The organism is Stutzerimonas kirkiae (assembly GCF_004327335.1).
Lineage (GTDB): Bacteria > Pseudomonadota > Gammaproteobacteria > Pseudomonadales > Pseudomonadaceae > Stutzerimonas > Stutzerimonas kirkiae.
On the sequence record NZ_QJUO01000024.1, the window covers coordinates 1 to 25,012 of the forward strand.

Consider the following 25,012-nt stretch of genomic DNA (forward strand, 5'->3'; position numbering starts at 1 on the left):
GGCAGCGACAGGCCCGCCCCCAGCCGCCTCGACATGCAGGCGCTCGGCGCCGCCTTGCCGATGATCGAACACGCCGCGCCACTCACCCTGCATTCGGCCCGCATCCCACACCGGGGGCGCGCGGCGGAAGCCACCATCGTAGGCACCAGCAACGGTCTGGCCGCCGTGCTAGGGCTGCGGCTGGAGCAGGGCCGCTTCCTGTCCAGCTTCGACCGCCACGCCACCTATGTCGTCGTCGGCGCGCGCGTGGCCCGCGACCTGGGCCGCCCAGGAGCCCCCTTGCAGTTGGGCGACCGCCTGCCGATCGAAGGATACCTGTTCGAGGTGATCGGTATCGCGGCCAGCCTGGCGCCCAATCCGTTGATTCCCGTTGCGGCGGACGAATCGGTCTTCGTCCCCATCGAGGGCATGCGCCGGCTGCGGCCCGCGCCGGAAATCGGCAGCGTCATCGCCCGCACGCGGGACACGCCCGAACTGAACGCCGCCGCTGCCCTGAAGACCTACCTTGACGGCATGGCCCGCGGCCGTGAAGCCGAAGTGCAGGTTCCCCAGCAACTGCTCGACGGGCTCACCCGCCAGGCCAACACCTTCGCCTACCTGCTCGCCGGGCTGGGCGGCATTTCCCTGCTGGTCGGCGGCGTGGGCGTCATGAACGTCATGCTCATGAACGTCGCCGAGCGCCGCCGGGAAATCGGCATCCGCATGGCACTCGGCGCTCGAGCCAGCGATATCCGCAACCTGTTCCTGATGGAGGCCGCCACACTCTCCATCGTCGGCGCCGTGCTCGGTGCCGGCGTCGGCCTGGCGGCCGCCTATGCCTTCATCCGCATCTCCGGCTGGCCCTTCACCCTGGCCCCGCTCTCGCTCCCCCTGGGCATGAGCAGTTCCCTGGCGGTCGGCCTGTTCTTCGGCTTGCATCCCGCCCTGGCGGCCGCGCGTCTGCAACCCGTACAGGCCCTGCGCGATGACTAGACATGCCCTCCGCTTCGTCGCCCTGTGTTTGGCCGTGCTTGCACACCCGGTTCTGGCCGGGCCGCTCGCGCCCACCCAACCCGCGATGCCCGGCAAGGCCGTCTCGCTGAACGCGCAGACCATCGACCTGACCCTGGGCGACGCCGTGTTCCTGGGCCTACGCGACAACCGCGCCATCCGCAGCGCCTACCTCGAACGCATCGCGCAGAAGTTCGACCTGCGGGTGGAAGAGGATCGCTTCACACCCAAGCTGGTACTCAGCGGCCGCCACCTTGCCAACCGCAACCAGGACGACCGCTACCGGCAAAGCGAAGTCATCCCGCAGACCACCCTGTTGGGCGAGTACGGCACGCAGTTCAGCCTGTCGTGGAGCAACCAGCTCACCCAGGCCGACCGCGCCGGCCGTACCCGCAACGACGGCGCCACCTTCACCGTCATCCAGCCATTGCTGCGCGGCGCCGGCCGCGACGTGGCCACCGCCCCGGTACGCCTGGCCCGGCTCGCCGAGCAGGCCAACCGCCTGGCCCTCAAGGCCACCGTCTCGGACACCATCACCCAGGTCATCACCGCCTACCGCGAATTGCTGCGCGCCCAGGAGCAGTTGCAGATCGCCCGCGATGCCATGGAGCGCTCACGCCAGCTGCTGGCGGCGAACCAGGCGATGATCGCCGCAGGCCGCATGGCCGAATTCGAGATCGTGCAAACCGAAGCCGACGTCGCCACCCAGGAGCTCGCGGTCGAAGAAGCCGCCAACCAGCTCGACGCCAGCCGACTCGAACTGCTGCGCCTGCTCGCCCTGGATCTGCACACGCAGATCCGCGCGGCCGACACCCTCGACGCCACCCGCATCGAGTTCGGCCTGGCCCAGGCGCTCACCGCCGCGCAAGAGCAGCAACCCACCTACCTGACCCAGTTGATCGCCACCGAACAGGCCGCCATCAACCACACCGTCGCCCGCAATGAAAAGCTGTGGGACGTCTCGCTGGTCGGCGGCGCCACCCAGGTTCGCGACCGCTACCCAGGCACCACCGGCCACGACACCACCCGCAGTTGGGAAGGCTACGCCGGCATCCAGGTCGATATCCCCATCGGCGATCTCAGCAGGCGCCAGGCCGAAGTGCGCGCCCGCGTGGCCGTGGAGAACCAGGACATCCGCCTGGCCGATGCGCGCCAGTCATTGGAGCGCGACGTCGGCGATGCCGTGCGCGACCTCGGCACCCGCTGGCGCCAGTACGAAATCGCCCAGCGCGCACGCGACCTCTCGCTCCGCAAGCTGGACATCGAACGCGAAAAATTGCAGGCCGGCCGCTCCAGCAACTTCCAGGTGCTGAGTTTCGAGTCCGACCTGCGCAATGCCGAAAGCGCGCGTCTCAACGCACTGATCGCCTACCTCAACACCCAGGCCCACCTGGATCAGACGCTGGGCACCACCTTGGAGAGCTGGGACATTGACCTCAACGATTAGACGCCCCGCTATCCTGCGCACTCGTCATGGCCGCCGCTGGCTCGCCGGCGGCCTCATCCTGCTCGGCCTCGCAGTGGCCTTCGCCTACCAGGCCCGGCCCACGGCCACCGCGCCCGACGACCGCTGGCTGCACGTGCAACCGCAAACACTGGAGAACCACCTCGGCCTGGTCGGGCGCATCGAGGCCGCCACCCAAACGACCCTCGCCGCGCCGTTCGAGGGGCTGGTACAGGACATGGCCGTGACCGAGGGCCAGCGGGTCGAGCGTGGCCAACACCTGCTGACGCTCGACACCACGCAGTTGGATATCCAGTTGCGTGAGGCGCTGGCCGCGCAGTTGAAAGCCCAGCGCACCGTGCAGGATATGCAGAATTGGCCGCAAGGCGAGGAAGTCGCCCGCGCGCGGCGGGCCATGACCAATGCCCAGTTGGGCCTGACCGACACCCAAGGCAAGCTCGCCGACACCCGCCGCCTGTTCGAGCGCGGCATCGTGGCGCGCATGGAAGTCGATGCCCTGGAGCAGCAAGCCCGCACGCAGCAACTCGACCTGGCCGCCTCGCAGGCCGAACTGCATGCCGCGCTGGACAAGGGCAAGGGCGAGAATCGTCAGATCGCCGACATGGAACTGGCCAACGCGCAAGCGCGCTACCAGGCCCTGCAAACCCTGCACGCACAGCGCGAACTGCATGCCCCGTTCGCCGGCATCGTCTTGCGCCCACGCAAGCAGGAAGGCAGCGGCAGCGTGCCCATGCTCCAGCCAGGCATGCGTGCCACCCAGGGCACCCCCCTGTTCGAGCTGACCAGCCTTGAACGGATCAAGGCGGTCTCCCGCGTCGAAGAAGCCGATCTGCACCAGTTGAGCGAGGGCATGCCGGTACAGATCACCGGCGACGGCTTCGACGGCACCGCCTTGCAGGGCCGTATCGAGGCCATCGGCGTGCAGGGCACGCCCTCCGAGATGTACGGCGGCGGCACCACCTACGAGGTCACCGTTGCCATCGACCCGCTGCTTCCGGCACAGCTGCAACGCATACGCCTGGGCATGAGCGCGCGACTGGCCATCGTCACCTACCGCGCCGAAAACGGCCTGGCGCTGCCGGCAGAGGCTTTGCACCAGAGCGGCGAGGGAAGCACCTTCGTCATTCATCGCAAGACCATGCACGAAGCATCGCGGCAAGTCGCCGTCACCCCCGGTCGCGCGGTTCCGCAGGGCATCGAGGTCTTCGGCATGGAGCCCGGCTACGTCCAACTCCCGGCATCCGGGCCATGAGCTTCGTCGCGGGCACACGCCAATCCCGCCACACGCCATGATCTGAGTCAGCATTTCGACATTTGTAGAAGCGTATTGATAACGCTCGTTAGGACGACTAAATATCCATTCCGGCTACTCGTCATTGAGTATGAGGATGACGCAGGGAGCGTCCACGATGGCCCCCATCGAACGATCCCCCCCCCCAGGCAAGCCCGGTACGCATGGTGTTTCAAGCACCGTTGCGGCTTCGCTTTCCCCTTCTGAATGTTCAAGGCACGTCACGCGGCTGCGGTGTATCGCGCGTCGTCCGTGCCTTGCTTCTCCGCATTCGCAGCATCGGCCCGGTATGCCCAGGCCGAACCTCGCGCCCAGAGCAACACCCATCGCGACACGTCCGTGTCGAAACGCAATACCTATATCCGTCATATGGAGATGTACAGCATGAACGCACGCAAATCACTGCTCGCTCTGCTTACTGCCGCAGCACTGTCCGCCGCTGGCGCGGCTCATGCGGGGCCGCCTGTCGCAGTCACCATCAAGAACCTGGGCACAGCCGATGCGGTGTACAGCATCGTCGGCAGCAACGAAACCAGCACCTACGCCAACGCAACGCCCAAACCCGCAGCTTCCGTGCCGCCGGGTGGCACCAATACCTACTCGGTACAAAGCACCATCTCACCCGATGCCAACTACGCGATCGTCCGCTACAAGATCGGCAGCAAGACCTGTGTCTTCAACACGACCTACGTGAATGGATACACCTCCAGCGGCATCAAGGTGCCCACGTGGAACAAGTCCTACACCGCCAGCGGCGGCGCCACCTGCACCGCCAACATCACCTCGACCAACATCTCCACGCATGCGTGGGCGGTCGAATTCACGATCAAGTAACCCACCACGCCAAACGGCGTGCCCCGGCCATGCTTCGCATGGCATGGGGCATCTGTAACCGAATCGACTCTTTCAGAACAGGCAAGGGAACATCATGAAAAAACTACTCGCAACGAAACTACTCGCGCTGTCGCTGATCCTGGCATCGTCGTATGGCTATGCCGTCGATGCGACCATCACCAAAACCGACAGTCCCGATATCATCATCGTGGTCAACAACGGCACCGGGCTGGCCCAGTTCGGCCTGATCAGTTCCGACTTTCCCAGTGGCACGGGTAACAAAACCAAGACATTGCAGGGCATCGACTGGAGCACGACCTCCTACCCGAACAACACGGGTGAGACCGTCGAGCTGTGCTACTACCGCCCCTACAACAGCAACCCGGTGAGCTGCACGGCCATCCTGCCGAACTCTTCTGGCACGCTGACCACCTATAACGGCCAGAGCTTCGGCAATGGCGCCCGAGTCATCATTCGCCACCGCGTGCAGGGCGGTCAGCAGCCGGGCTATCCCGCCGGCAGCGACACTGTGACCTACCGCTACAGCTACTAGCCACCTTGGCGGGGCGCCATGCGGTCTGCTTGCCCCATGGTGCCCCTCTACACCAATCAGCAGTCCTTTGGCAAGCGGAGCCTAAAGTTTTTCGCCAACGTGCCGTTATGTACGTAAAGTATGAGTCTATTCGGATAGATACGTCGCAGCGATATGCGCATAGAGAGCAACCATGGTCGGCATCACTACCTACACATCCCTGTCCAGCAGCCGCATGACTGGCAGCAGTACCAGTGCCACGGCCCAAGCCGTCGCTGCTGACGACAAGACCGGTGCCACCACAAGCACGGGCAGCACGGGCAGCACCGGCACCTCCAGCACCGTCTCGAACCTGGCCCGCCAGTTGAGCGAAGCGGCTGTGCGCGCCGAGACCCGCGATACCAGCCTCAGCCACAAGGAGTTGGGCCAGAAGGCCACTGCACTGCTCAACCAGATTACGGGCGACAGTTATTTCGCCAACAAGGCACAGCACAACGCCGAAGTGCCTAACACCGACGACCCTGAGTTGTTGGCCCGTGCCAAGCAGGCCACCAGCTTCGTCAATGGTTCCGGCAGCAATCCCTTCAAAGGTATGTCCCGCGATCAACTGGCCCTGATCACCTACGACGACAGCGGAACCTTCACCACCAACGAACGCCGTGCAGCCTGGGAAGAAGCCTATAGCCAGGAGGAAGCCTGGAGGCAGAAGGCCGTCGCGAAAGCCATGGACGAATACAACCGCACCGGCAAGCTCACCAACTTCTTCAGCGAAGTGCTCGAACACTACAAGAGCCTGCCGGCCATCGAGCAGGCGCAATACCCCGAGGATTACGCTGCCGACCTGCAGCAGAAGATCGACCTCGATTTCAACTACATGACCCATCGGGCCGAAGGCAAGGGCAGCAGCGCCACCAGCCTGATTGAGCAGTTGGTCTCCGCAGGCCCCTACGCCCGCAAGGAGACGGATGGCGCGTCTTCACCTGTGGCAACGCAATCGGCATCCGCCACGCAGTCCGCCAGCACATCCGGCGCCGTCGGGTACGACCTCATGGTCTCGCGCCTGTTCGGCGGCACCGAGCCTGCGGTCGCCAACGGCGCCCAGGGCATGAGCACCAGCAACATCGGTCGCAGCGCCTTCGAGTTCCTCACCCGCGAGGATCGCGCGCTGGTCGCGGAGATGTACGCCTATGCCCAGGAACAGGGCGCCGATCTGACCCATGTGGATCGCCTGGCCGAAGAACTCGGCGACTATCGCCAGCACGACAATGGCCGGCTGAGCTCGAACTTCAACAACGGCACCCACTACGACGTCCAGGGGCGTCAGCTCACGGTCAGCTTCAACGAGCAGGACACCGCCACCGCCGAGCGTATCCTGAACGGCACTGCGATCAGCAGCACCCGCCTCGACCAGGGCTTCCTGCGCCACATTCTCGATCCGGGCTACGGCGCCTTGAGCAATACCAGCGACCTCGGCTTCCTCGAACAGATGGTGACGAAGTTCTCCAGCGAAGGCAGCGCGCAATCCTCGCTCGACAGCCGATTCGCCACCTATACCCCGGTCATCAGCATCAAGGACAACATCGTGCTGAGCGCTTCCGAGGACGTGAAGCTCAAGCCCTTCGAGCCGGACATCACCAACGTCAACGGCGTCTGGACTGTGACCGAGAAAGGCGCAGCGGCGGGAATTACGCTGGATCAGGTGATCGGTAAATCACAGCGTTCCGACGCGGCCAGCACCGGGCTGGAACAGAACCGCTACATCCTGGATGCCTTCTTCGGCCGGAACGAGCAGAGCACTTCTCGCCCCGACTGGCTGACCAGTCTGCTCGAACAACTACAACAGTCCTAACGCAAAACCGGCGACGGTCAAGCCATGACTATGTATAACCCTCCCCACCCAGGTGAAGCGCTACGCCTTGATGTACTTCCGGCGCTTGGTATAAGCCTCGACGCCCTGGCAGCGCACCTGGGATACAGTGCCCGCCGCCTGCGCCAAGTAGTCAACTGCCATGCGCCGATCCGTGCCGCACTTGCGCACCGGCTGGAACTTGCCGGGCTAGGCACGGCGCGTCAGTATCTGGCCGAACAACAGGCTTGGTCGTTGTGGCAAGCCAGGCAACGGCCTCATCTCCCAATCGCACCGCTGTACCAGTCGTCATTCACACGTCCTGCGCGGTAGCGCCAGTCGGCGGCGCTGATCACGCAGAAACTTCTAGCATGTAACCGCAGCTCTACACCAGCACGCACCGCCATCGCCTCCCGTAGGTAATACGGTTATGCCACAGAACGTATTGTTTCCAGACAAGGAAACAGAACTCCAGTGAGATGCACGGCATCGGGCGATATGCCTGCAACTTCTGGAGACACCGACATGACCGTATCCCGCCACAATGCCGATCAAGACAACACCCTTCTCACCACGCCCACCGCACTGATGCTCGACACGCGCCTGACGCCACTTGAACGCAACGGCTGGCAGGTACTGCGCATGCTGCGCGCCTCAGACGGAACCAGCTCACTCGCCAGCCTTGGACAATTGCGGCGCTACCTGACCTCAATCCCGCTCGGCCAGAAGGCTGGCTACGAAACCGCATGGCGTGTGCTGGTGGTGTTGCGCCTGACCGGCTGGATCAGTCTGGTCGGCCAGCAGCGCGATCCGCTGACCAGCAATGTGTTGAACGAGAGGTATCAGGTGCATGAGCACCCCCATGCCTTTTCCCAAGCTTGCGAAATTGACCCTGACCTGCCTCAACTGCTGCATGAGTCCGCAGGGCATGAGAACAACCAGGTATCGCGGGTGGCGACATATATCCAGGCCACGCTGGCTCAGGCACCAGCCGACAGCGACATGGAAGACGATAACGATGATGCGCCGCCGCCAGCCTCGACTATCGAGCCGAAAACGCTTGCGGAAGAAACTAGCCCGGATATGAAGTCTGTCAGCCCGCCGAGGGTTATGCAGCAGAACAGCACCCCCCGCCAGGAAACATCGGATTCTGCGCCTACGTATAGTTTGTATAAGTATAAAAAACATACGTACCGTGCAGGCGAAAACGAAACAGCCCCCAGCCTGCCATTGCCGCCCTGCCTTGAGGGCGTCAAGCCCAGGCAGCAGCAGGACATCCAAACCGCCTTGCATCGGCTGCCCGAGCAGCAGCGCCAGGACGTCCTCGATGAATTGCAGGACCGCAGCCAGAGCGGCGGCGTGCGCAACGTCCTCGCCTACTTCTTCGGGTTGATCAAGCGGGTGCTGGCCGGAGAGTTCCGCTTTTGGGCTGGTCGCAAACTGCGCCAGCCCGAGAGTTTTCCCGCATCGGTAGAACCAGCAGCCACCCCGCAGCCACGGCCTGAACCCACCCCCGCTTTCAAGCCCGCCGCGCCGGAAGTCGTCAAGGCGCATATCGCCCAAATGCGCAGCATGCTGAACAGGCCTACAAGTGTCGGCGAGTTGGCCGCCAAGCTTGTGCAGGACAAGGGATGGCGGCCTAACCCGGCATGAAACGCATGCCATCAGGCACGCACCACAGCGCTGCCTGAGCAGGCAGGAGAGCTTCATATCCTGACTGTCCGGGCAGCAGACAAGGCCGCAAGCCGCGCAGCGACCGGTTGAAGGCCCAGGCACCGCAGCCAACCGGGCAGAACTGCGATCAAGGGACGCTCACTATCTGCGCCAGATCGACCAACTCACCGCTGCCATGTCGTCACTGCACGCCGCAGTGACGACACGGCGATCTGCAGCAACAATGCGGTCTGGCGCGGCATCGTATTATCGCTGCCGCACATGATGATGCCCTGACACACTGGCCCTGCAATGACCTGCCGGTGGGTATGAACACCGGAACCCTGGCGCAGCTCCCATGCGCAGTCATTGCGCAGGCCGTACCCATCCGGCCCCCCCAAAGGCACCGGCTTCTGCAAGTGCCTGTCCGCAAGGATGAAGCCCACCCCAGGCGCGCCAGGCCCATTTGCGCGTCGCCCTGCAACAGGGGGAGCCGCGTTTCTCACTGAGCCATCCGGCGTCGTCCCATCCGTCGCAGCGTCCTGCTGCCTGCCTGTCCCATGCCCGCTGTCGTCATCAGTCGGGAGCGTTCCCTTATCCCATCCACAGGATGGTTTATCCATGCACTACGCACGATGACATGCCGCCCGGTCTTCCCACAGGAAGCAAGGTGGACGCCTCATGCCGAGGCAAGGGGTGCGCTGAGCACCCAGCCCTTCGCCCTTCGGGGATCTCGCGTGAGCGAGTTGGCAACAACACTAACCGATGCCCCTCTCAGCAAGACGCCACACCCGCTACACAGGAGACCGCCGTGGATGATTTGACCTGGACGCTGAAACAGTTGTGCCGGCGCAACCGTGACGGCAGCTTTGCCACGCAGGCCGACCGCCAACGCTCACTGACGCTGATGGCCCGCCAGTTGCGTGACGCCGGGTTCAACCAGATGCAGGCCCGTTCGCTCAAGGGCAAACACGTCGATGCGCTGCTCAACCAGTGGCAGGCACAGGGGCTCTCGACCGGCACCCTGAAAAACCGCCTGAGTCACCTGCGCTGGTGGGCGGAGAAGATCGGCAAAGGGGGACTGCTGCCTGCCGACAACCGCCAGCTCGGCATTCCTGAGCGGCAGTACAGCAGCAACCAGAGCAAGGCACAGACACTGGACGAGCGCCCGGACGCCATCCGCGATCCGCACGTGCAGATGAGCCTGCGCCTGCAGGCCGCCTTCGGGTGCCGCCAAGAGTGCATCAAGTTCCAGCCTGCCTGGGCCGACCGGGGCGATCACATCGCGCTCAAAGGCTCATGGACAAAAGGCGGCAAGCCGCGCAGCGTCCCCATTACGACGCCGCAGCAACGGGCGGTGCTCGATGCGGCGCGGACACTGGCCAGGGCCGGTTCGCTGATCCCGGCGCACAAGTCCTATATCCAGCAGCAGCATGTGTATGACGGCCAGTGCAAGGCGGCTGGACTGAGCAACATGCATGGCCTGCGCCATCAGTACGCCCAGGCAAGATATGAGGCGCTGACCGGCTGGCAGGCGCCGGCTGCGGGCGGGCCGACCGCGGGTACGCTGACCCCGGCCCAGCGCCAGATCGATGCACAGGCACGCCAGATCATCAGCCATGAACTGGGCCATGAACGGCCCCAGATCGTCTCGCTGTACGTGGGGCACTAGTCGCCGGGCAGTCGCTGGCTAGCCTCGTCGCATCCACAGTTCATACGCCAGGCCTGAGAGCATGAAGTAGGCTCCGCCAAGCAGCATGATCAGCAGCACAACGCCGCCGGCCCGTGCGGAAAGCCGGGTATACCGCGCCAAGGCAAACCAGACCGAAGACAGTGCACCGCTGGCCCGCTGATTCATCAAGGCGAGGTAATGCAGTGACCGAAGCGCCGCAGCAAGCGTTGCGCCAATCCCCATCACGACCCCGAAGAGCTGGGACAGTATCCAGATCCGATGCTCATTCTTCAGCACTTCAAAATAGTAATCGATGATCCCGTACCGAAAAGCCGCCTCACGGGCGCCGGCAATAACTCCCGCTTGCGCAAGCTCGGTCAGGTAGATGGATGCGCCCACCGCGACCAAGGGTGTGAAGATGTACCAGCCCCATTCAGCGCTGTTGTACTGCCCCCGGATGGCAGAGGCCAAACCGGCCGCCAGGATAAACGCCGTGCAGGAAAACACCCCGCTCAGCCAATAGTGCAGGATATCACTGGCGTAACGGCTATACCCCCAGATGACAACGGCCACGACAATGAACAGAGCACCAAGGTAAGCCCATACGTCGTCCGAAGAAGAGGATGTTCCCCGGCTTTGATTTACCACGACCGTTTGCCTGAAGGTGATAACGGTCTGCTGCACTGTGACAGGTGCCGCAGGCGAAGGGGTGTTGTTGAACCCACCAAATAGCAGCCCCAATATGGCGCCAATAAGTGGGGATATAACAGCGCTTTGTACAAGCGGGTTATTTATCCAGGCAATAAACGCGTCCAATCAATGCTCCTTTACATGCTCACATGGCTATACCGACCCGAAAGAAAAGCCGCCTGAAGAGCAACGCTGCCATTAAATGACAACTCACTCCGAAGACGGCTTGCTTATCGGGCCTGCTGCAATTCTCTGTATTTTTATACAGATTAAATCGCAAAGCGAGCATTACACCTTGAACTGCGCCACCATGCCATTGAGTTTCACCGCAAGGCATGACAGATCCTGGGCGGCAATGCGGTGAGGGTGAATGCCGCATTGTTTGTCGAAGAACAATGCGGTTTGTCATGAACTGCCGGGTGTGTCCCTTTGCCCCCGGAGAAACTGTCATGCCCTCACCGCTTTCACACATCAAACCTCAGCGGCCCGTGCGCCGTTTAGTCGTGCTCATGGCGTTGCTGCTGGCTGACGTATTCGTCCTGGCATTCGTCGTCACCTTCGCCGGCATTCTCCTGCTGGGCGGCATCGAGCACTGGCAGCAGTGGCTCGACGATCACGCCGGGCATTTCTTTGTCTGGCGCCTGTGCCTGTATGTCGCCGTCGCAGCCGCTTGGCCCTGGGTGCGTCGCCATCGTCTCGCACGCGATCCGCAGTCACGCCAGCAATTACGCGTCATTGAGGTGCTCGGCGTACTCGGCATCGTTCTGTACGAAGCCAGCAACTGGCTGCGGATGTATTGAGCCGGGAGTCCCCCATGACGCTGATGACGACCGACTATCTGGAGTATTACCTGACGCTGGTCGCCTGGATCGTGCATAACGGCATCTGGGCCATCGTGGTGACCAGCGGGGTGATTGCACTGCCGTTCCTGGCCATCATCCTCGGCGAGTGGCTGAACGTGCGCACCGAGGGCGCAGACGAGGGCAACAAGGGCATCCTGTCGTCTCAGCGCATCGAGAACCGCATCTGGGTCGCCATCGTCGTGGTGATGTTCGCCTGTGTCCCGACCATCGATGTGGATCTGGCAACCATCAAGTTTGATACCAGTCGCTCGGCCCAGTGCCAGGTGAATGTGCCGCTGCCTGCCGATACCGGCTGGAGCCAGTCCTTCACCACCCTCAACAACCAGAGCGCCAAGGTGCCGGTGTGGTGGGCGTTCATGCATGGGCTGTCGCGGGCGGTGACGGGGGCTGCGGTCGCGGCCATTCCGTGCGGCACCGACCTGCGCCAGATGCGCATGGAGATCAATGCCACGCGCATCGCCGATCCGGTGCTGGCTCAGGAAGTAGCGGACTTCACGCACGACTGCTACGGCCCGGCACGGGCCAAACTGTTCATGAGCCGCCCGGAACTGGATGCATCGCAAATGCACGATGTCACCTGGATCGGGTCACAGTTTTTCCTGGGTCAGTCCGGCTACTACGATACCTACCGCGCCAAGACGCCACGCGAGGGCTGGGCCTACAACAGTGACCGGGATGCCGGCTTGGCCCAGGTGCAGAGTGGTGCGGGCTAACCCACCTGTAATCAGTGGTGGAACGATGCCGGCAACGGCCTGCGCGCCCGCCTGCTGCAGCAGGTCGAGCCGGCCTGCTCAACCGCATCACCAGTTGGGCAGGCTTTCTGAGCCGCACCGAGGTGGATGATTCCGTGGTGCGGGCCATCGCAGCCCCGCGCCAGCAGAAAATGAACCTGGGCAGTATCTATGCCGATTACGGCGGACAGATCGACAAGACCCTGCCCAACATCGTTACCCGCGCCGCTGGTGATGTGGGGATGGCCGTGGGCAGCCTGGCCTTTTTCCCGGCGATGGATGTGGTGCGCCAGGCATTGCCGATGGTGATGTCGCTGCTGAAGATGGCGCTGATCATCAGCACGCCGCTGCTGTTCACCCTGGCGACCTACGATATCCGCGCATTCGTCACGATCAGTTGCGTGTACTTCGCGCTGTACTTCGTCGATTTCTGGTTCGAGCTGGCCCGCTGGATCGACTCGACCATCCTCGACGCCCTGTATGGCTGGGGCATGGGGTTCAACCGGCCGCACATGAACTTCAACATCATGATGGGGCTGGACAACACCTTCGGCGACATGCTGCTGAATTTCGTCATGGGCACCATGTTCATTGTGCTGCCGACGTTTTGGGTCACAGCCTTGGGCTGGGTTGGCGTTCGTGCAGGCGGGGCGATGCAAGGGCTGAGCGACGGTACTGCCGGCGCAGGCAAGGCAGGAAGCAAGGGAGCCGAGACAATGAGCGGCGGAAAGCTTCGCTAATACCGCTCAGTCATCGTCGTAACGAGGATCGTAAAAGCGATGATCCGGGGCATCGTTATACATATTTGGGTCATATCCCGGATTCTTCTTGTGATCGGCCTGCTCCCCAATAGGCCAATCATCATCCTGATCGGCGCCTGTGTTGTCGGCCGCATGCGCCAACACTGCGACGGCCAGAAACACCAGAGCCAACCAGAAAGCGAGATAGAGCAGCACCAGAACGGCGACGATCCTGAATGCCCAGGGCAGCATGCGGGCGACTTTTACCGGCACGCCATGCCCAGCCAGCCAGGCCACAAAACGGGCTTCCTGGCGCAAGAATGCCCGGTATCCGTTACCAAGCCACTAGCCCAGCTTCCAGGCGGTGCGCTGCTTCTGTGTGTCGTGCTGCTGCATGATGGATACCTCGCTGGCTCAGCAACCATGCCTTGGGCCTTTACTGCCTCCGCTCTCAAAGGGAAATGGCAAAGGGTCTCAAGGGTTGAGACAAGGGAAGAGGCTCAAGGGTCAAATGCCCTATCCGAAAAGGCCAAAAGGCTCAAAAACTGCTCTCCCGAGTGGAGCTTGTACAGCGGGTGCGCTCCCACACCGGGCCGGCTGTTTGCGGCCCTCAATAGTGATAACGGCAGGCAGCAATCAGCAGCGCCTCATCCGTCACCGAATACACAAACCGATGTTCGGCAGTGATCCGCCTCGACCAGAAGCCCGCCAGGTTGTGGCGAAGCGGCTCCGGCTTGCCCTTGCCCTCGAAAGGGGTGCGGCGGGTCTCCTTGATCAGCTCGTTGATCTTTTTGACCATACGCTTATCTGCGTCCTGCCAGTACAGATAATCGTCCCAGGCTTGCTCAGACCAGATCAGCTTCACTCGGCGATATCCCGCTCGACACCCTGACCACGCGTGAGGCTGTCAATCGAGTCCATCAGGCGGCGAGCATTGGCCGGAGAGCGCAGCAGGTAAGCCGTTTCCTCCAGCGCGTTGTACTCCTCCAGCGACATCAGCACGCACGCCTCGCCGTTCTGGCGGGTAATCAGGGTCGGGGCGCGATCCTCGACGGTCTGCACCATGGTGGCCGACAGGTTCTGCCGGGCTTCGGTATAGCTGATAGTGCGCATGGCAACCTCTCTTTAATATGTACAGTTCATTGTACATCACGCCAAAATCAATTACCAGATTTCCATGCCGCTGGCAAGCGATCCCGAAGCCCCTGCATCAGCCCACGATATGACGCGGCAGCGCCACCCCGTCCACCGACTGCGGTAAACGCCCCTGTGCCAGCAGGCGCAGATAGCTTTCGATCCCCGCCATGCTGTGCGGCGCCGCCTGCGGCAACACCGGCTGGGCGATTGGCTCGCCCCGCTCGCAGCTATCGAGGCGGTCGGCCCAGTCCTGCATCATCATCCGGCGCTGCTCCACATAGTCCGCGTGGTTGTAGGCGGCTCGGATCTTGTTGGGGTCAGCGTGGGACAACTGCACCTCGATCCATTCCTTCGGGTAACCCAGCTCGTTGAGCGCTGTGGAAATCGTCGCCCGGATGCCGTGACCGGTCAGCCGGTCGGCATAGCCCATGCGATGCAGCGCGCCGTTAAGCGTGTTTTCGCTGATGCGTTCCTTGAGGCGGCTGCGATGCGACAGCAGGTAGTGCTGCGCAGGGCGACGGGCGTGCTCGTCGATCAGTACATGCACGATGTCGATGGCCTGCCGGGGCAGAGGCACGATGTAGGGCGGAATGGTCTTGCCCTCGCGACGCAGCTTGACCTGCAACTGCTTGACGATGACCGGCGGGATGATCCACAGCCCACGCTCCAGGTCGAACTGCTCAGGCACCGCCTGGCGCAGCTCGCCAGTACGGACGCCGGTCAGCAGCAACAGGCGCAAGCCCATCTTGGTCACTTCCTGGCCACCATAGCTACACAAGGTCTGCAGGAAGGTGGGCAACTCGTCCATGCGCAGGAACGGGTTGTGCGATACGGGAGGCTTGGGTGCGGCCACGATATCGAGGTCGCTGGCCGGGTTGTAGCGCAGGCCCTTTTCGACCATCGCATAGCGAAACAGCTGATTGAACCAGGTGCGCACCTTCTCGGCGGTGGTAAACGCCTTGCGCCGCTCGATGCGACGCAGCACGTCCAGCAGGTGCGGGTTGTCGATATCGAAGATGGACAGCTTGCCCAGCCAGGGCAACACGTCCTTGTCGAAAATGCGGTCGATCTGCGACAGGGTGCTCTGACGGCCGGTTTTCAGGCTCAGCGCCTTGAAGTCGCGCCAGGCCTTGAAGACGGAAGCAAAGGTGTTCAGGGGTGCGGCCAGCTCTGCCGCCTTGACCTGCAGACGGTGAACACGCGGATCGACACCACGGGCAACCTGCGCCCGCAGGTCATCGCGCCGCTCGCGCGCATCCTTGAGGGACATTTCCGGGTAACTGCCAACGGCAACGCGCTGCTGCTTGCCCATCCAGGTGAAGCGGAAGTGCCACTTCTTGGCCCCTCGACCGGTGACGAACAGCACCAGGCCGTCTGCATCGTTGAGGGTGTAGTCTTTGCCGGTGGTCTTCGCCTGCCGGACTACTGCATCTGTTAACGCCATGGGTACATCTCCTTCAAGTTGAGGAGAGGTGTACCGTGCTCAGGGGCAGTGGCTCAGCAAACAATCCGCACCAGCAACCGCCCGGATTTCATGTACTGTTTCATGTACTGATTGGGCGTGGTTGACAGTGGAACTGAGCAGCTTTCGCTAGACATTCCCCAGGGCCGAAACCCTGTTGAATCAAGAACCTACAGACTTTGGTGGACGTCTATAGATGAAGAATTGGAGCGGGAAACGAGACTCGAACTCGCGACCCCGACCTTGGCAAGGTCGTGCTCTACCAACTGAGCTATTCCCGCATAACGACACATCTTTCCATTTCTGGAAAATGGCGTCCCCTAGGGGACTCGAACCCCTGTTACCGCCGTGAAAGGGCGGTGTCCTAGGCCACTAGACGAAGGGGACGCTGCCCGGAGAAACTGGCTTCTCCGCCCGTCAGCACAACCACCTGAAGGCTTCATGCTGCGAGTGGCGCGCATTCTAGGGGGGCATCAGGATGCCGTCAAGCGTCATCATGATTTTTTTATCAACCACTCCCGGCTGCGCTCAGCGAGCTATCAGCTTGCCACTCAAGCCACTACACTTCCTGCAACACAGGCTATCGACGGTACACTGCAGTGTCCACACTTCTCATTGCCGGCCTGGTGCTGGCCGCACTGTTCCTGCTGCTCCTGATTGGCTATGCCAGCCAACTCGTGGAAAAGCGCGGCCTCGAGAAAGCTCGGCTGCGGGCCGACCTCAAGGAGCGGGTGAAGCGCTGCTCCGAACTGAACGCGAACCTTCCCGGGCAATTGATGAGCCCTGCCCTCAAGCGCCTCCTGTACAAGATCGAATTGGGCGCCTGCCAGCGCCTGCAGGCACTGGAGAAAAGCCCGCCACAACTCACGGAGCGCATCCAGGCACTCGATGAACTGCTCAGGCAGGGAGAAGAAGTGCCCGTGGAGAACCCGCCTGCCCACCTGTCCACGGAGCAGCATGCCAAGGCCGCCCGGGAAATGCTCGAGAACGTGCATGCGCAGATCGTCCATGCGGCCAAGGATGGCGTCATCCCCCGCGATGCCGCCCGGCACTGGACCAAGGAAATAAAGAAGATGCTGGTTCTGCTCTACATCGACTACTTCAACGCCATGGGCACCATGGCCCTGCAGCAAGGGCAGTACCAGAAAGCGCGCCTGGCCTTCGAACGGGGCGTGCAGTACGTGCGCAAGCAACCTGACGCGGCCCAGTACAGCGCCCAGCTTCGCCAGTTACAGGAAAGGATCGGCCTCGCCGACAGCCAGGTGCAGAAGCGGCAGCCCACCCAGACTGAAGACAGTGAGCTGAGCGAGGGTATGAAAAGCTTCAGCGACGACGACTGGAAGAAGAAGAATATCTACTGAGGCAGCAACTGCCGGCCGACCCACTGCCGGGCATATTGGTAGGCGCAACGCCCATTGCGATTGCCGCGTGCCGTAGCCCAGCGGATCGCATCCTTCTCCAGCGCTTCGCTCCAGTTCCAGTTCAGCCCTGACTGCCCCGCGAGAGTGCCTACCCAGTGCCGGACGACATCCAGGTAATGCTCCTGGCTGAAAGGATAGAAGGACAACCACAGGCCGAAGCGATCGGACAGCGCGATCTTGTCCTCCACCGCCTCGTTCGGGTGCAACTCACCATCCACCACCTGCCAGTTGTCGTTGTCGCTCTGTTTCTCCGGTACCAGATGGCGGCGGTTGGAGGTCGCATACAGCAGTACATTGTCCGGCGCGCGCTCCAGCGAACCATCCAGGACACTCTTCAGCACCCGGTAATCGCCTTCCCCCGCTTCGAAGGACAGGTCGTCGCAGAACAGCACGAAACGATACGGCAAGCTCACCAGGTGCTCGACCACTCTCGGCAGATCGGCCAGATGATCCCGCTCGATTTCTATCAGGCGCAATCCCAACGGGGCATACTCACCGAGCAACGCGCGGACCAGTGAGGATTTGCCCGTTCCCCTGGCGCCCCACAACAAGGCATGGTTGGCAGGAACACCATCGACGAACTGGCGCGTATTGTGCCCCAGCAGTTGGCGCTGCCGGTCGACACCCAACAGGTCATCCAGCTTCAGATCCAGACGCACATCCAGACCGAGCAGATAGCCACCCGAAGAGTCGCGCAGCCAGCGTGCCGCCATACTCCGCGTCCAGTCCACAGGCTCGCGCCGGGCAGGCAGCAGGGGCTCCAGGCGCTCCAGCAAGCCATCCACGCGGTTCATGAAAGCTTTCAGTTCAGCATCCATCAGGCTACTCCACGGCACACAGGTTCGTGACGAAACATTTCGAACAGTCCGCCCTTTTACAGAGCGCAAGATGGCAATGCAACCCGGCAGGCATGGCATGCGCTCCCCGCCCGCTCAGGAGGCCTTCAACTCCAGCGCCACGGAGTTGATGCAGTAGCGCAGGCCGGTCGGCTCGGGGCCGTCCGGAAACACATGCCCCAGGTGCGCATCGCAACCCGAGCACTTGACCTCGATACGGAACATGCCGTGGCTGAAGTCGTCCTTGCGCACCAGCGCATGTTCATCGACCGGCTGGAAATAGCTCGGCCAACCACAGCCGGAGTCGAACTTGGCCTGGGAAGCGAACAGTGCCTGCCCGCAACATGCGCAATGGTAAACACCCTCGGTCCTGCAGTTGGTGTAACGGCCACTGAACGGACGCTCGGTCGCGCCCAGCCGACAGACCTGGAACTGCGCCTCATCGAGCTCGTCGCGCCACTCATCGAGGCTTTTCTCTGACTTGTCCACGGATACACCTCCTCGGAGGAAAAAAGCCTTATCTGTACCTTTCCCGGTTACAAGGCCGGACGTATGATGCGTTCCTTCTTCGACGCCTAGTCTGGCAGCGGTTGCACGTCACTGCCAAGGCGCCTGGTTTGCCAGCGTTGCCGCCGCAACGCCTCCACGTCGGGACACTCAGGATCATGCAGGTCACCAAATCGAACAAGCTCGCCAACGTCTGCTACGACATCCGCGGGCCAGTCCTCAAACATGCCAAGCGCCTGGAAGAGGAAGGGCATCGCATCCTCAAGCTGAATATCGGCAATCCAGCGCCATTCGGTTTCGAGGCCCCCGAGGAAATACTGCAGGACGTGATCCGCAATCTGCCGACCGCGCAAGGCTACAGCGATTCGAAAGGCCTGTTCAGCGCCCGCAAGGCAATCATGCAGTACTGCCAGCAGAAGCAGATCGAAGGTGTCGGCATCGAGGACATCTACCTCGGCAACGGCGTGTCCGAACTGATCGTCATGTCCATGCAGGCCCTGCTCAACAATGGCGACGAAGTCCTGATTCCCGCCCCGGACTACCCGCTCTGGACCGCCTCGGTCAGCCTGGCCGGCGGCAAGCCGGTGCATTACCTGTGCGACGAACAGGCCAACTGGTGGCCCGACCTGCAGGATATCAAGGCCAAGATCACCCCCAATACCAAGGCCCTGGTGCTGATCAACCCGAACAACCCGACCGGCGCGGTCTATCCCAGGGAAGTGCTGGAAGGTATCGTCGAACTGGCTCGCCAGCACAACCTGGTGCTGTTCTCGGACGAAATCTACGACAAGATCCTCTATGACGGTGCCACGCATATCTCCACCGCGTCACTGGCCCCGGATGTGCTCTGCCTGACCTTCAACGGCCTGTCGAAATCCTACCGGGTAGCCGGCTTCCGCTCGGGCTGGGTCATCATTTCCGGTCCTAAACACAAGGCCCGCAGCTATATCGAAGGCCTCGACATCCTGGCCAACATGCGCCTGTGCGCCAACGTACCGGCCCAGCACGCGATCCAGACCGCCCTCGGCGGCTACCAGAGCATCAATGACCTGGTGTTGCCACCGGGCCGCCTGCTGGAACAACGCAACCGCTCCTGGGAGCTCTTGAACGACATTCCCGGCATCAGTTGCGTCAAGCCCATGGGGGCACTCTATGCCTTCCCGCGCATCGACCCGAAAATCTGCCCGATCCACAATGACGAGAAGTTCGTGCTCGACCTGCTGCTCTCGGAAAAACTGCTGATCGTACAGGGTACGGCCTTCAACTGGCCGTGGCCGGACCACTTCCGCGTGGTCACCCTGCCCCGGGTCGATGACCTCGAGCAGGCCATCAGGCGTATCGGCAACTTCCTCAAGGGCTATAGGCAGTAGCTGCAAGACCAAGAGCCGAAAACAGCGCTGGAAGTTGGAAGTTGGACGGAAACGACAGGTAGCCGGTGTTTTCGCCCAGCCTCCAGCGCCTTTATCGGGGCAGCTTGCCAACGGTTAACGGCACAGCCCGATCACCAGCGGCCTGCCCATAGGACATAGCTTGAAATAGTCGCCTGGTTGAAAGGCCCTGGGGCGCGCCTTATATAGCCTATCGTTGTTCACTATTCCCCCTGGAGCCTGTCGCACCATGATGCGCATATTCTTGTTTCTGGCCACCAACCTTGCCGTCCTGGTCATCGCCAGCATCACCCTGAGACTGCTCGGAGTGGATCGCTACACGGGCACCAACTACGGCAGCCTGCTGGCCTTCTGCGCAGTGTTCGGCTTCGCCGGCTCGCTGGTTTCGCTGTTCATTTCCAAATGGATGGCCAAGATGAGCACCCGTACGGAGATCATCAGCCAGCCACGTACCCGTCACGAGCAGTGGCTGCTGCAGACCGTCGAGGAGCTCTCCCGCGAAGCCGGTATCAGGATGCCGGAAGTCGGTATCTTCCCCGCCTACGAAGCCAACGCCTTCGCCACCGGCTGGAACCGCAACGATGCGCTGGTCGCCGTCAGCCAGGGCCTGCTGGAGCGGTTCTCGCCGGATGAGGTAAAAGCGGTGCTGGCGCACGAGATCGGCCATGTGGCCAATGGCGACATGGTGACGCTGGCCCTGATCCAGGGCGTGGTGAACACCTTCGTCATGTTCTTCGCGCGCATCTTCGGCAACTTCGTCGACAAGGCGATCCTCAAGAACGAAGACGGCCACGGCATCGGCTATTTCGTCGCGACCATCTTCGCCGAGCTGGTACTGGGCATCCTCGCCAGCATCATCGTCATGTGGTTCTCGCGCAAACGCGAATTCAAGGCCGACGAGGCCGGTGCGCAACTGGCGGGCACCAGTGCCATGATCGGCGCCCTGCAGCGCCTGCGCAGCGAACAGGACGTGCCGGTGCAGATGCCCGACTCGCTGACCGCGTTCGGTATCAACGGTGGCCTGAAGAATGGGCTGGCCGGCCTGCTGATGAGCCACCCACCGCTGGAAGAGCGTATCGAGGCCCTGCGCCGCCGCGGCTGAGCGCTCCCGACATGAAAAAAGGGCGACCCATGGTCGCCCTTTTTTCATCGGTACGCGTCAGGCCCGGGCGCCCTCATGAAGCGGAATAGACGCTCGCCTCGATATCCACACCGGCATCACGCATCTGCGCCAGCTTGTAGCGCAAGGTCCTGGCACTGATCCCCAAGCGCTCGGCGGCTTCCTTGCGGCGACCACGCTCGGCACGCAACGTGTCGATGATCAACTGGAACTCTCGCTGCCGCAGATCGTTCTCCAGCCCTCGTTGCAGTGTTTGCGCGGCAGGCTCCTCCACCACGACCTGGGAGATGTTCATATCCAGGCACAGGTCCGCGGGCTGGATGACGCCATTCTGCTGGAGGATCAGCGCACGCTGGATGGAGTTATCCAGCTCACGCACGTTACCCGGCCAGGTATGGGCACGCAGGCAGGCCTGCGCCTCGGCAGAAAGGCGCGGCACGCTCTGGTGCATTCGCGTCGCGTGGACGCCCAGCAGGCGCTCGGCCAATGGCATGATGTCGCTCGGCCGCTCGCGCAGGGCCGGCCATGCCAACGGAAAGACCGAGAGCCGGTAGAAAAGATCTTCACGGAAACGCCCATCGCGCACCTCATCGGCCAGGTTGCGGTTGGTCGTGGCCAGGATGCGGATATCCAGCGGGATCGGACGGCGCGCGCCCACACGCTCCACCTCGCGCTCCTGCAGGACCCGCAGCAGTTTGGCCTGCAGCCCCAGAGGCATTTCCGATATTTCATCGAGCAGCAGGGTCCCGCCATCGGCCAGTTCGAACTTGCCGGGTTGTGAGGCGATGGCTCCGGTGAAGGCGCCCTTCTCATGTCCGAACAGCGTCGCTTCGAGCATGTTGTCCGGTATCGCGGCACAGTTGATGGCGATGAAGGGCTTGCGCGCACGCGCGGATTGCTCATGGATATAACGCGCCAGCACCTCCTTGCCGGTGCCGGACTCCCCCGAGATCAGCACAGTGGAATCGCTTTTCGCCACGCGTGCCGCCAGGGCCAGCAATTGTCGGCTGGAAGCCTCGCAGGCGACCGGCCCTTCGGAGTCATGCACGGCGCCACAGGCATGGCGCGCGATCAATTCCAGCAGTGTCTTCGCCTCGAAGGGTTTGACCAGATAATCGACCGCCCCCTGGCGTATGGCATCCACGGCCCTCTCCACCGCCGCATAGGCGGTCATCAACAGCACCGGCAGGTGCGGATAACGCTGGCGCATCAGCGACAGCAGCGCATGGCCGTCCATGCCAGGCATGTTGACATCGCTGATGACCAGAGCGAAGTGCTCCTCGGCCAATGCCGACAGTGCCTGTTCCGCACTCGCCACCGCCCGATAGGCATACCCCGCCAGCTCCAGCGTGTCTGCCAGCGCCTCACGCAGGGCGCGATCATCCTCGACCAGCAGAATTCTGACTGTCATTCATCACTCCGGGTTGGTTGGAGGCCAATAGTGGCAACACCAGCGTCACGCAGGTGCCACGTCCGGGCCTGGAAGCGATCGACATCCTGCCGTGATGGGCCCGCACCACTGTCTTGGCGACGGCCAGGCCGAGGCCTGTGCCGGTCGTTCGCGTCGTGAAAAAAGGCTCGCCAAGCCGTGCCAGCCGCTCCCGGTCCAGCCCCGGCCCGTTATCGCTGATGCACACGCGCAGATCCGCCCCGCGAGGATAGGCATGCACCTTGATCCGTGCTTCGCCTCCCGCCGCCTGCTGGGCATTATCGAGCAGATTGAGCAGCGCCCCGACCAGCGTATCGCGATTACACAGCAGTTGCCCCTCGATGACATCGCACTGCCAGCGCACCCGCACGTCCTGCAACAGGCATTCGGAGGCTTCGCGCAGTGCATCGAACAGGCCTTTCACCGGCAGACGATCATGCAGCGGCAGATCCCCCCGGGCAAACACCAGCATGTCCCGCACCTGCCGTTCCAGCTCATGCAAGCGCTCCTTCAGGCGAGCGCTGAAACGCAGGCGCTGCTCCTCGTCCAGACCACCATCATGCAAGTGGCCGGCATACAACAGGGCCGAAGACAGCGGTGTACGTATCTGGTGCGCCAGCGATGCCACCATGCGCCCCAGTGCGGAAAGCCGTTCGTTGTGGGCGAGATGCGCCTGCAAACGCCGCGTTTCGGTGAGGTCGGTGAGCAGCACCAGTTGCCCCGGTTCACCGCCGAGCGAACGTGTGGCAATGGAGAGCCGGCGACCGTCACGCAGGGAAATCTCATGACCATCATCCTTGCGTGGCGCGAAACTGCGCGCGATGACATCGCGCCAGAACGCCCCTTGCAATGGCGCCCCCAGAAGCTCGATGGCCAGCGGATTGGCCTCACGTACCCGGCCCTGGCCATCGATCACGATAACCCCGCCCGGCAACACATCCAGCACACTCTGCAAGCGGCTCGCCAGTCGTTCCGTCTCGGCCAGCTCGTCGCGGCGCTGGGCATTGGCCTGCGCCAGTTGCCCCTGTAGTTCGGCGATACGCTCGTCCAGCAGCGCCCGTGAGGCATTCAACTGGCTGGAAACGCTACGCACATGATCGATCGACGCCTCGAGGGCGAGATCATCGTTGCCTGGTGGATGAACACGACTCACACGCTGGCCCATACCTGTCAAAAGATGGTCGTTTCAACAATGGGAGCAAGGTTCATGCCTGGCGCAGCTGCAAGCAGTGTGGAAGCCGCGGCCAAAACCCTGTCAAGCTTTTTCTTCCAGCTTCGGGCTTAGAGTCCCCTGGCAGCCTGTCGGACTTTCAGGCAGCTTGAGTAATAATCGCAGCGCTTCGATATACCGGTATCTCGCATGAGCCGCTTCCGCCCTGTTGATCGCAAGACCCCTACCTGTTTCCACCGTCGGTGGAAGGGTGGTCGCCGGAAAATCACCTGGCGCGCTTCATCGTCGAAGTGATCGACGGGCTGGATCTGAGCCAACTCCAGAAGGCTTATGCCGGCCGCGGCGGTGCGGCCTACCATCCAGGGCTACTGCTGTCGCTGCTGGTCTATGGCTATGCCACGGGCGTCTTCTCCAGCCGCAAGATCGAGCGGGACACCTACGATTCGGTGGCTTTTCGTTTCATTGCTGCGAACGATCATCCCGATCACGACACCCTGGCGACCTTGCGCCGCCGCTTCCTGGACGAACTGGTCGGTATTTTCGTCCAGGTGCTGGAAATGGCTCAGGAAATGAAGCTCCTGAAGCTGGGCACTGTCAGTCTGGACGGCACCAAGATTCACGCCAATGCCTCGCGCCATAGCGCCTTGTCTCATGGACATGATCGAGAAGAACGAAGCCCATCTGAAAGCCCAGGTGCAAGAGCTGCTTGCCCTGGCCGAACAGGCGGATCAGTCGAACGTACCGGCTGGGGTCAGTCTGCCGGAAGAGATCAAGCGCCGAGAGCAAAGGCTCAAGGTAATGGAAGCGGCCAAGGCGAAGATCGAAGCGCGGGCGAAAAGGCGAATATCGAGCCCCTGATCGCCGTGACGAGAGAGGCCCGACAAGGTGATTGGAGAGAGCGATTCACAGAGCCCGAAGCGATCGCTGAAGACGCTACACCGGTAGAGCGAATGAAGCATCGGCTGAAAACGAAAGCGGGTCGAGCGGCTTATGCGTTGCGCAAACAGACGGTGGAACCAGTGTTCGGCATCATCAAGTCGGTGCTGGGTTTTCGGCAGTTCTCGCTGCGCGGTCTGGAATCGGTCGCAGGGGAATGGCAACTGGTTTGCCGGGCATGGAATCTGAAGAGAATCGCCTCATTACGCCTTGGCGCGTGAGCAAAGCAGCGTGCGGACCATGGGCGGGCAATGACGGGCCCCATCGCCCAGATGTTGAAGAGTGAGCCTGCCTGCGC

Annotated in this window: 19 protein-coding genes, 2 tRNA genes and 6 pseudogenes; 15 read left to right on the forward strand and 12 right to left on the reverse strand. The window is 62.3% G+C overall.

All coding sequences use genetic code 11. The annotated features are described in order from the left end of the window. From DNJ95_RS13305 to DNJ95_RS13345, 9 genes are all read left to right on the forward strand, one after another. On the forward strand, positions 1–972 hold a 972-nt coding region (locus tag DNJ95_RS13305), incomplete at its 5' end, for an ABC transporter permease (protein ID WP_131185219.1). Continuing rightward, positions 965–2,437, forward strand: a complete 1,473-nt coding sequence (locus DNJ95_RS13310; protein ID WP_131185220.1) for a TolC family protein — start codon at positions 965–967, stop codon at positions 2,435–2,437. The genes DNJ95_RS13305 and DNJ95_RS13310, both read left to right, overlap by 8 nt. Then, on the forward strand, positions 2,421–3,707 hold the full coding sequence (locus DNJ95_RS13315) for an efflux RND transporter periplasmic adaptor subunit (protein WP_131185221.1): 1,287 nt from the start codon (positions 2,421–2,423) through the stop codon (positions 3,705–3,707). Before DNJ95_RS13310 ends, DNJ95_RS13315 begins: the two co-directional genes overlap by 17 nt. 423 nt (positions 3,708–4,130) lie before the next feature. Beyond that, positions 4,131–4,580 (forward strand): hypothetical protein, encoded by a 450-nt coding sequence (locus tag DNJ95_RS13320; RefSeq protein WP_131185222.1) that lies wholly within the window; start codon positions 4,131–4,133, stop codon positions 4,578–4,580. Between the two features lie 94 nt (positions 4,581–4,674). After that, the gene (locus DNJ95_RS13325) at positions 4,675–5,133 is read left to right on the forward strand and encodes a hypothetical protein (protein ID WP_131185223.1); all 459 of its coding nucleotides are present in this window, start codon (positions 4,675–4,677) and stop codon (positions 5,131–5,133) included. Positions 5,134–5,305: 172 nt separating this feature from the next. Then, positions 5,306–6,961 (forward strand): hypothetical protein, encoded by a 1,656-nt coding sequence (locus DNJ95_RS19520; protein WP_242671896.1) that lies wholly within the window; start codon positions 5,306–5,308, stop codon positions 6,959–6,961. A gap of 30 nt (positions 6,962–6,991) precedes the next feature. Next, positions 6,992–7,291: a HigA family addiction module antitoxin gene (locus DNJ95_RS13335; RefSeq protein WP_420824380.1), complete on the forward strand. Its 300-nt coding sequence runs from the start codon at positions 6,992–6,994 to the stop codon at positions 7,289–7,291. A gap of 192 nt (positions 7,292–7,483) precedes the next feature. After that, positions 7,484–8,611 carry an STY4528 family pathogenicity island replication protein gene (locus tag DNJ95_RS13340; RefSeq protein ID WP_131185225.1) on the forward strand — a complete coding sequence of 376 codons (1,128 nt, stop codon included), beginning with the start codon at positions 7,484–7,486 and terminating at the stop codon, positions 8,609–8,611. 811 nt (positions 8,612–9,422) lie between these two features. Continuing rightward, positions 9,423–10,283, forward strand: a complete 861-nt coding sequence (locus tag DNJ95_RS13345) for a phage integrase N-terminal domain-containing protein (RefSeq protein WP_131185226.1) — start codon at positions 9,423–9,425, stop codon at positions 10,281–10,283. 18 nt (positions 10,284–10,301) lie between these two features. Here DNJ95_RS13345 and DNJ95_RS13350 read toward each other — a convergent pair whose 3' ends face one another. Further along, positions 10,302–11,099: a hypothetical protein gene (locus DNJ95_RS13350; protein ID WP_131185227.1), complete on the reverse strand. Its 798-nt coding sequence runs from the start codon at positions 11,097–11,099 to the stop codon at positions 10,302–10,304. A 323-nt stretch (positions 11,100–11,422) separates the two neighbouring features. Between DNJ95_RS13350 and DNJ95_RS13355 the strand changes: the two genes are divergently transcribed. Both DNJ95_RS13355 and DNJ95_RS13360 read left to right on the forward strand, forming a co-directional pair. Then, positions 11,423–11,773, forward strand: a complete 351-nt coding sequence (locus DNJ95_RS13355; protein ID WP_131185228.1) for a hypothetical protein — start codon at positions 11,423–11,425, stop codon at positions 11,771–11,773. Between the two features lie 14 nt (positions 11,774–11,787). Then, positions 11,788–13,307, forward strand: a pseudogene (locus DNJ95_RS13360) (conjugal transfer protein TraG N-terminal domain-containing protein). A 6-nt stretch (positions 13,308–13,313) separates the two neighbouring features. On the opposite strand, the pseudogene DNJ95_RS13365 reads toward DNJ95_RS13360, so the two are convergent. The 6 genes and pseudogenes from DNJ95_RS13365 to DNJ95_RS13390 all read right to left on the reverse strand — a co-directional run. Then, positions 13,314–13,640: pseudogene (locus tag DNJ95_RS13365) on the reverse strand (DUF3742 family protein); the annotation flags it as partial. A 277-nt stretch (positions 13,641–13,917) separates the two neighbouring features. Next, positions 13,918–14,172 (reverse strand): Txe/YoeB family addiction module toxin, encoded by a 255-nt coding sequence (locus tag DNJ95_RS13370; RefSeq protein WP_004152371.1) that lies wholly within the window; start codon positions 14,170–14,172, stop codon positions 13,918–13,920. Continuing rightward, complete coding sequence (yefM, locus tag DNJ95_RS13375; protein WP_131185229.1) at positions 14,169–14,420, reverse strand: YoeB-YefM toxin-antitoxin system antitoxin YefM; 252 nt, start codon at positions 14,418–14,420, stop codon at positions 14,169–14,171. The genes DNJ95_RS13370 and yefM overlap by 4 nt, the downstream gene beginning before the upstream one ends. A 235-nt stretch (positions 14,421–14,655) precedes the next feature. Then, positions 14,656–15,888 (reverse strand): annotated as a pseudogene (locus tag DNJ95_RS13380) (tyrosine-type recombinase/integrase); the annotation flags it as partial. Between the two features lie 223 nt (positions 15,889–16,111). Continuing rightward, positions 16,112–16,187, reverse strand: a tRNA-Gly gene (locus DNJ95_RS13385). Between the two features lie 30 nt (positions 16,188–16,217). After that, positions 16,218–16,293, reverse strand: a tRNA-Glu gene (locus tag DNJ95_RS13390). A 212-nt stretch (positions 16,294–16,505) separates the two neighbouring features. On the opposite strand from DNJ95_RS13390, the gene DNJ95_RS13395 reads away from it, so the two are divergent. Then, entirely contained in the window at positions 16,506–17,267 is a 762-nt protein-coding gene (locus DNJ95_RS13395; RefSeq protein WP_131185231.1) for a hypothetical protein, read from the forward strand. Here the strand turns inward: DNJ95_RS13395 and DNJ95_RS13400 are convergent. Together DNJ95_RS13400 and msrB are read right to left on the reverse strand one after the other, a co-directional pair. Then, entirely contained in the window at positions 17,261–18,145 is an 885-nt protein-coding gene (locus DNJ95_RS13400) for an ATP-binding protein (protein WP_131185232.1), read from the reverse strand. The genes DNJ95_RS13395 and DNJ95_RS13400 overlap by 7 nt on opposite strands. Positions 18,146–18,259: 114 nt before the next feature. After that, entirely contained in the window at positions 18,260–18,652 is a 393-nt protein-coding gene (gene msrB / locus DNJ95_RS13405) for a peptide-methionine (R)-S-oxide reductase MsrB (RefSeq protein WP_131185233.1), read from the reverse strand. Positions 18,653–18,828: 176 nt separating this feature from the next. Between msrB and DNJ95_RS13410 the strand changes: the two genes are divergently transcribed. Next, entirely contained in the window at positions 18,829–20,040 is a 1,212-nt protein-coding gene (locus tag DNJ95_RS13410) for a pyridoxal phosphate-dependent aminotransferase (protein ID WP_131185234.1), read from the forward strand. 247 nt (positions 20,041–20,287) lie between these two features. Continuing rightward, a complete protein-coding gene (htpX, locus tag DNJ95_RS13415) occupies positions 20,288–21,160 on the forward strand; it encodes a protease HtpX (RefSeq protein ID WP_131185235.1) in 873 nt (290 codons plus the stop codon). 73 nt (positions 21,161–21,233) lie between these two features. On the opposite strand, the pseudogene DNJ95_RS19805 reads toward htpX, so the two are convergent. The 3 genes and pseudogenes from DNJ95_RS19805 to DNJ95_RS13425 all read right to left on the reverse strand — a co-directional run. Next, positions 21,234–21,449, reverse strand: a pseudogene (locus DNJ95_RS19805) (helix-turn-helix domain-containing protein); the annotation flags it as partial. Positions 21,450–21,476: 27 nt separating this feature from the next. Next, positions 21,477–22,589 (reverse strand): annotated as a pseudogene (locus DNJ95_RS13420) (sigma-54-dependent transcriptional regulator); the annotation flags it as partial. Next, complete coding sequence (locus tag DNJ95_RS13425) at positions 22,558–23,772, reverse strand: sensor histidine kinase (protein ID WP_131185277.1); 1,215 nt, start codon at positions 23,770–23,772, stop codon at positions 22,558–22,560. The pseudogene DNJ95_RS13420 and the gene DNJ95_RS13425, both read right to left, overlap by 32 nt. Positions 23,773–23,967: 195 nt before the next feature. On the opposite strand from DNJ95_RS13425, the pseudogene DNJ95_RS19810 reads away from it, so the two are divergent. Next, a pseudogene (locus tag DNJ95_RS19810) lies at positions 23,968–24,935 on the forward strand (transposase). Positions 24,936–25,012 lie beyond the last annotated feature (77 nt).

Bases quoted from the DNA above. Each gene is read 5' to 3' on its own strand.
- yefM (WP_131185229.1), bottom strand. From the start codon at position 14,420: ATGCGCACTATCAGCTATACCGAAGCCCGGCAGAACCTGTCGGCCACC.
- DNJ95_RS13400 (WP_131185232.1), bottom strand. From the start codon at position 18,145: ATGGATGCTGAACTGAAAGCTTTCATGAACCGCGTGGATGGCTTGCTG.
- DNJ95_RS19520 (WP_242671896.1), top strand. From the start codon at position 5,306: ATGGTCGGCATCACTACCTACACATCCCTGTCCAGCAGCCGCATGACT.
- DNJ95_RS13310 (WP_131185220.1), top strand. From the start codon at position 965: ATGACTAGACATGCCCTCCGCTTCGTCGCCCTGTGTTTGGCCGTGCTT.
- DNJ95_RS13425 (WP_131185277.1), bottom strand. From the start codon at position 23,772: ATGGGCCAGCGTGTGAGTCGTGTTCATCCACCAGGCAACGATGATCTC.
- DNJ95_RS13340 (WP_131185225.1), top strand. From the start codon at position 7,484: ATGACCGTATCCCGCCACAATGCCGATCAAGACAACACCCTTCTCACC.
- DNJ95_RS13335 (WP_420824380.1), top strand. From the start codon at position 6,992: ATGTATAACCCTCCCCACCCAGGTGAAGCGCTACGCCTTGATGTACTT.
- htpX (WP_131185235.1), top strand. From the start codon at position 20,288: ATGATGCGCATATTCTTGTTTCTGGCCACCAACCTTGCCGTCCTGGTC.
- DNJ95_RS13410 (WP_131185234.1), top strand. From the start codon at position 18,829: ATGCAGGTCACCAAATCGAACAAGCTCGCCAACGTCTGCTACGACATC.
- DNJ95_RS13325 (WP_131185223.1), top strand. From the start codon at position 4,675: ATGAAAAAACTACTCGCAACGAAACTACTCGCGCTGTCGCTGATCCTG.
- DNJ95_RS13320 (WP_131185222.1), top strand. From the start codon at position 4,131: ATGAACGCACGCAAATCACTGCTCGCTCTGCTTACTGCCGCAGCACTG.
- DNJ95_RS13355 (WP_131185228.1), top strand. From the start codon at position 11,423: ATGCCCTCACCGCTTTCACACATCAAACCTCAGCGGCCCGTGCGCCGT.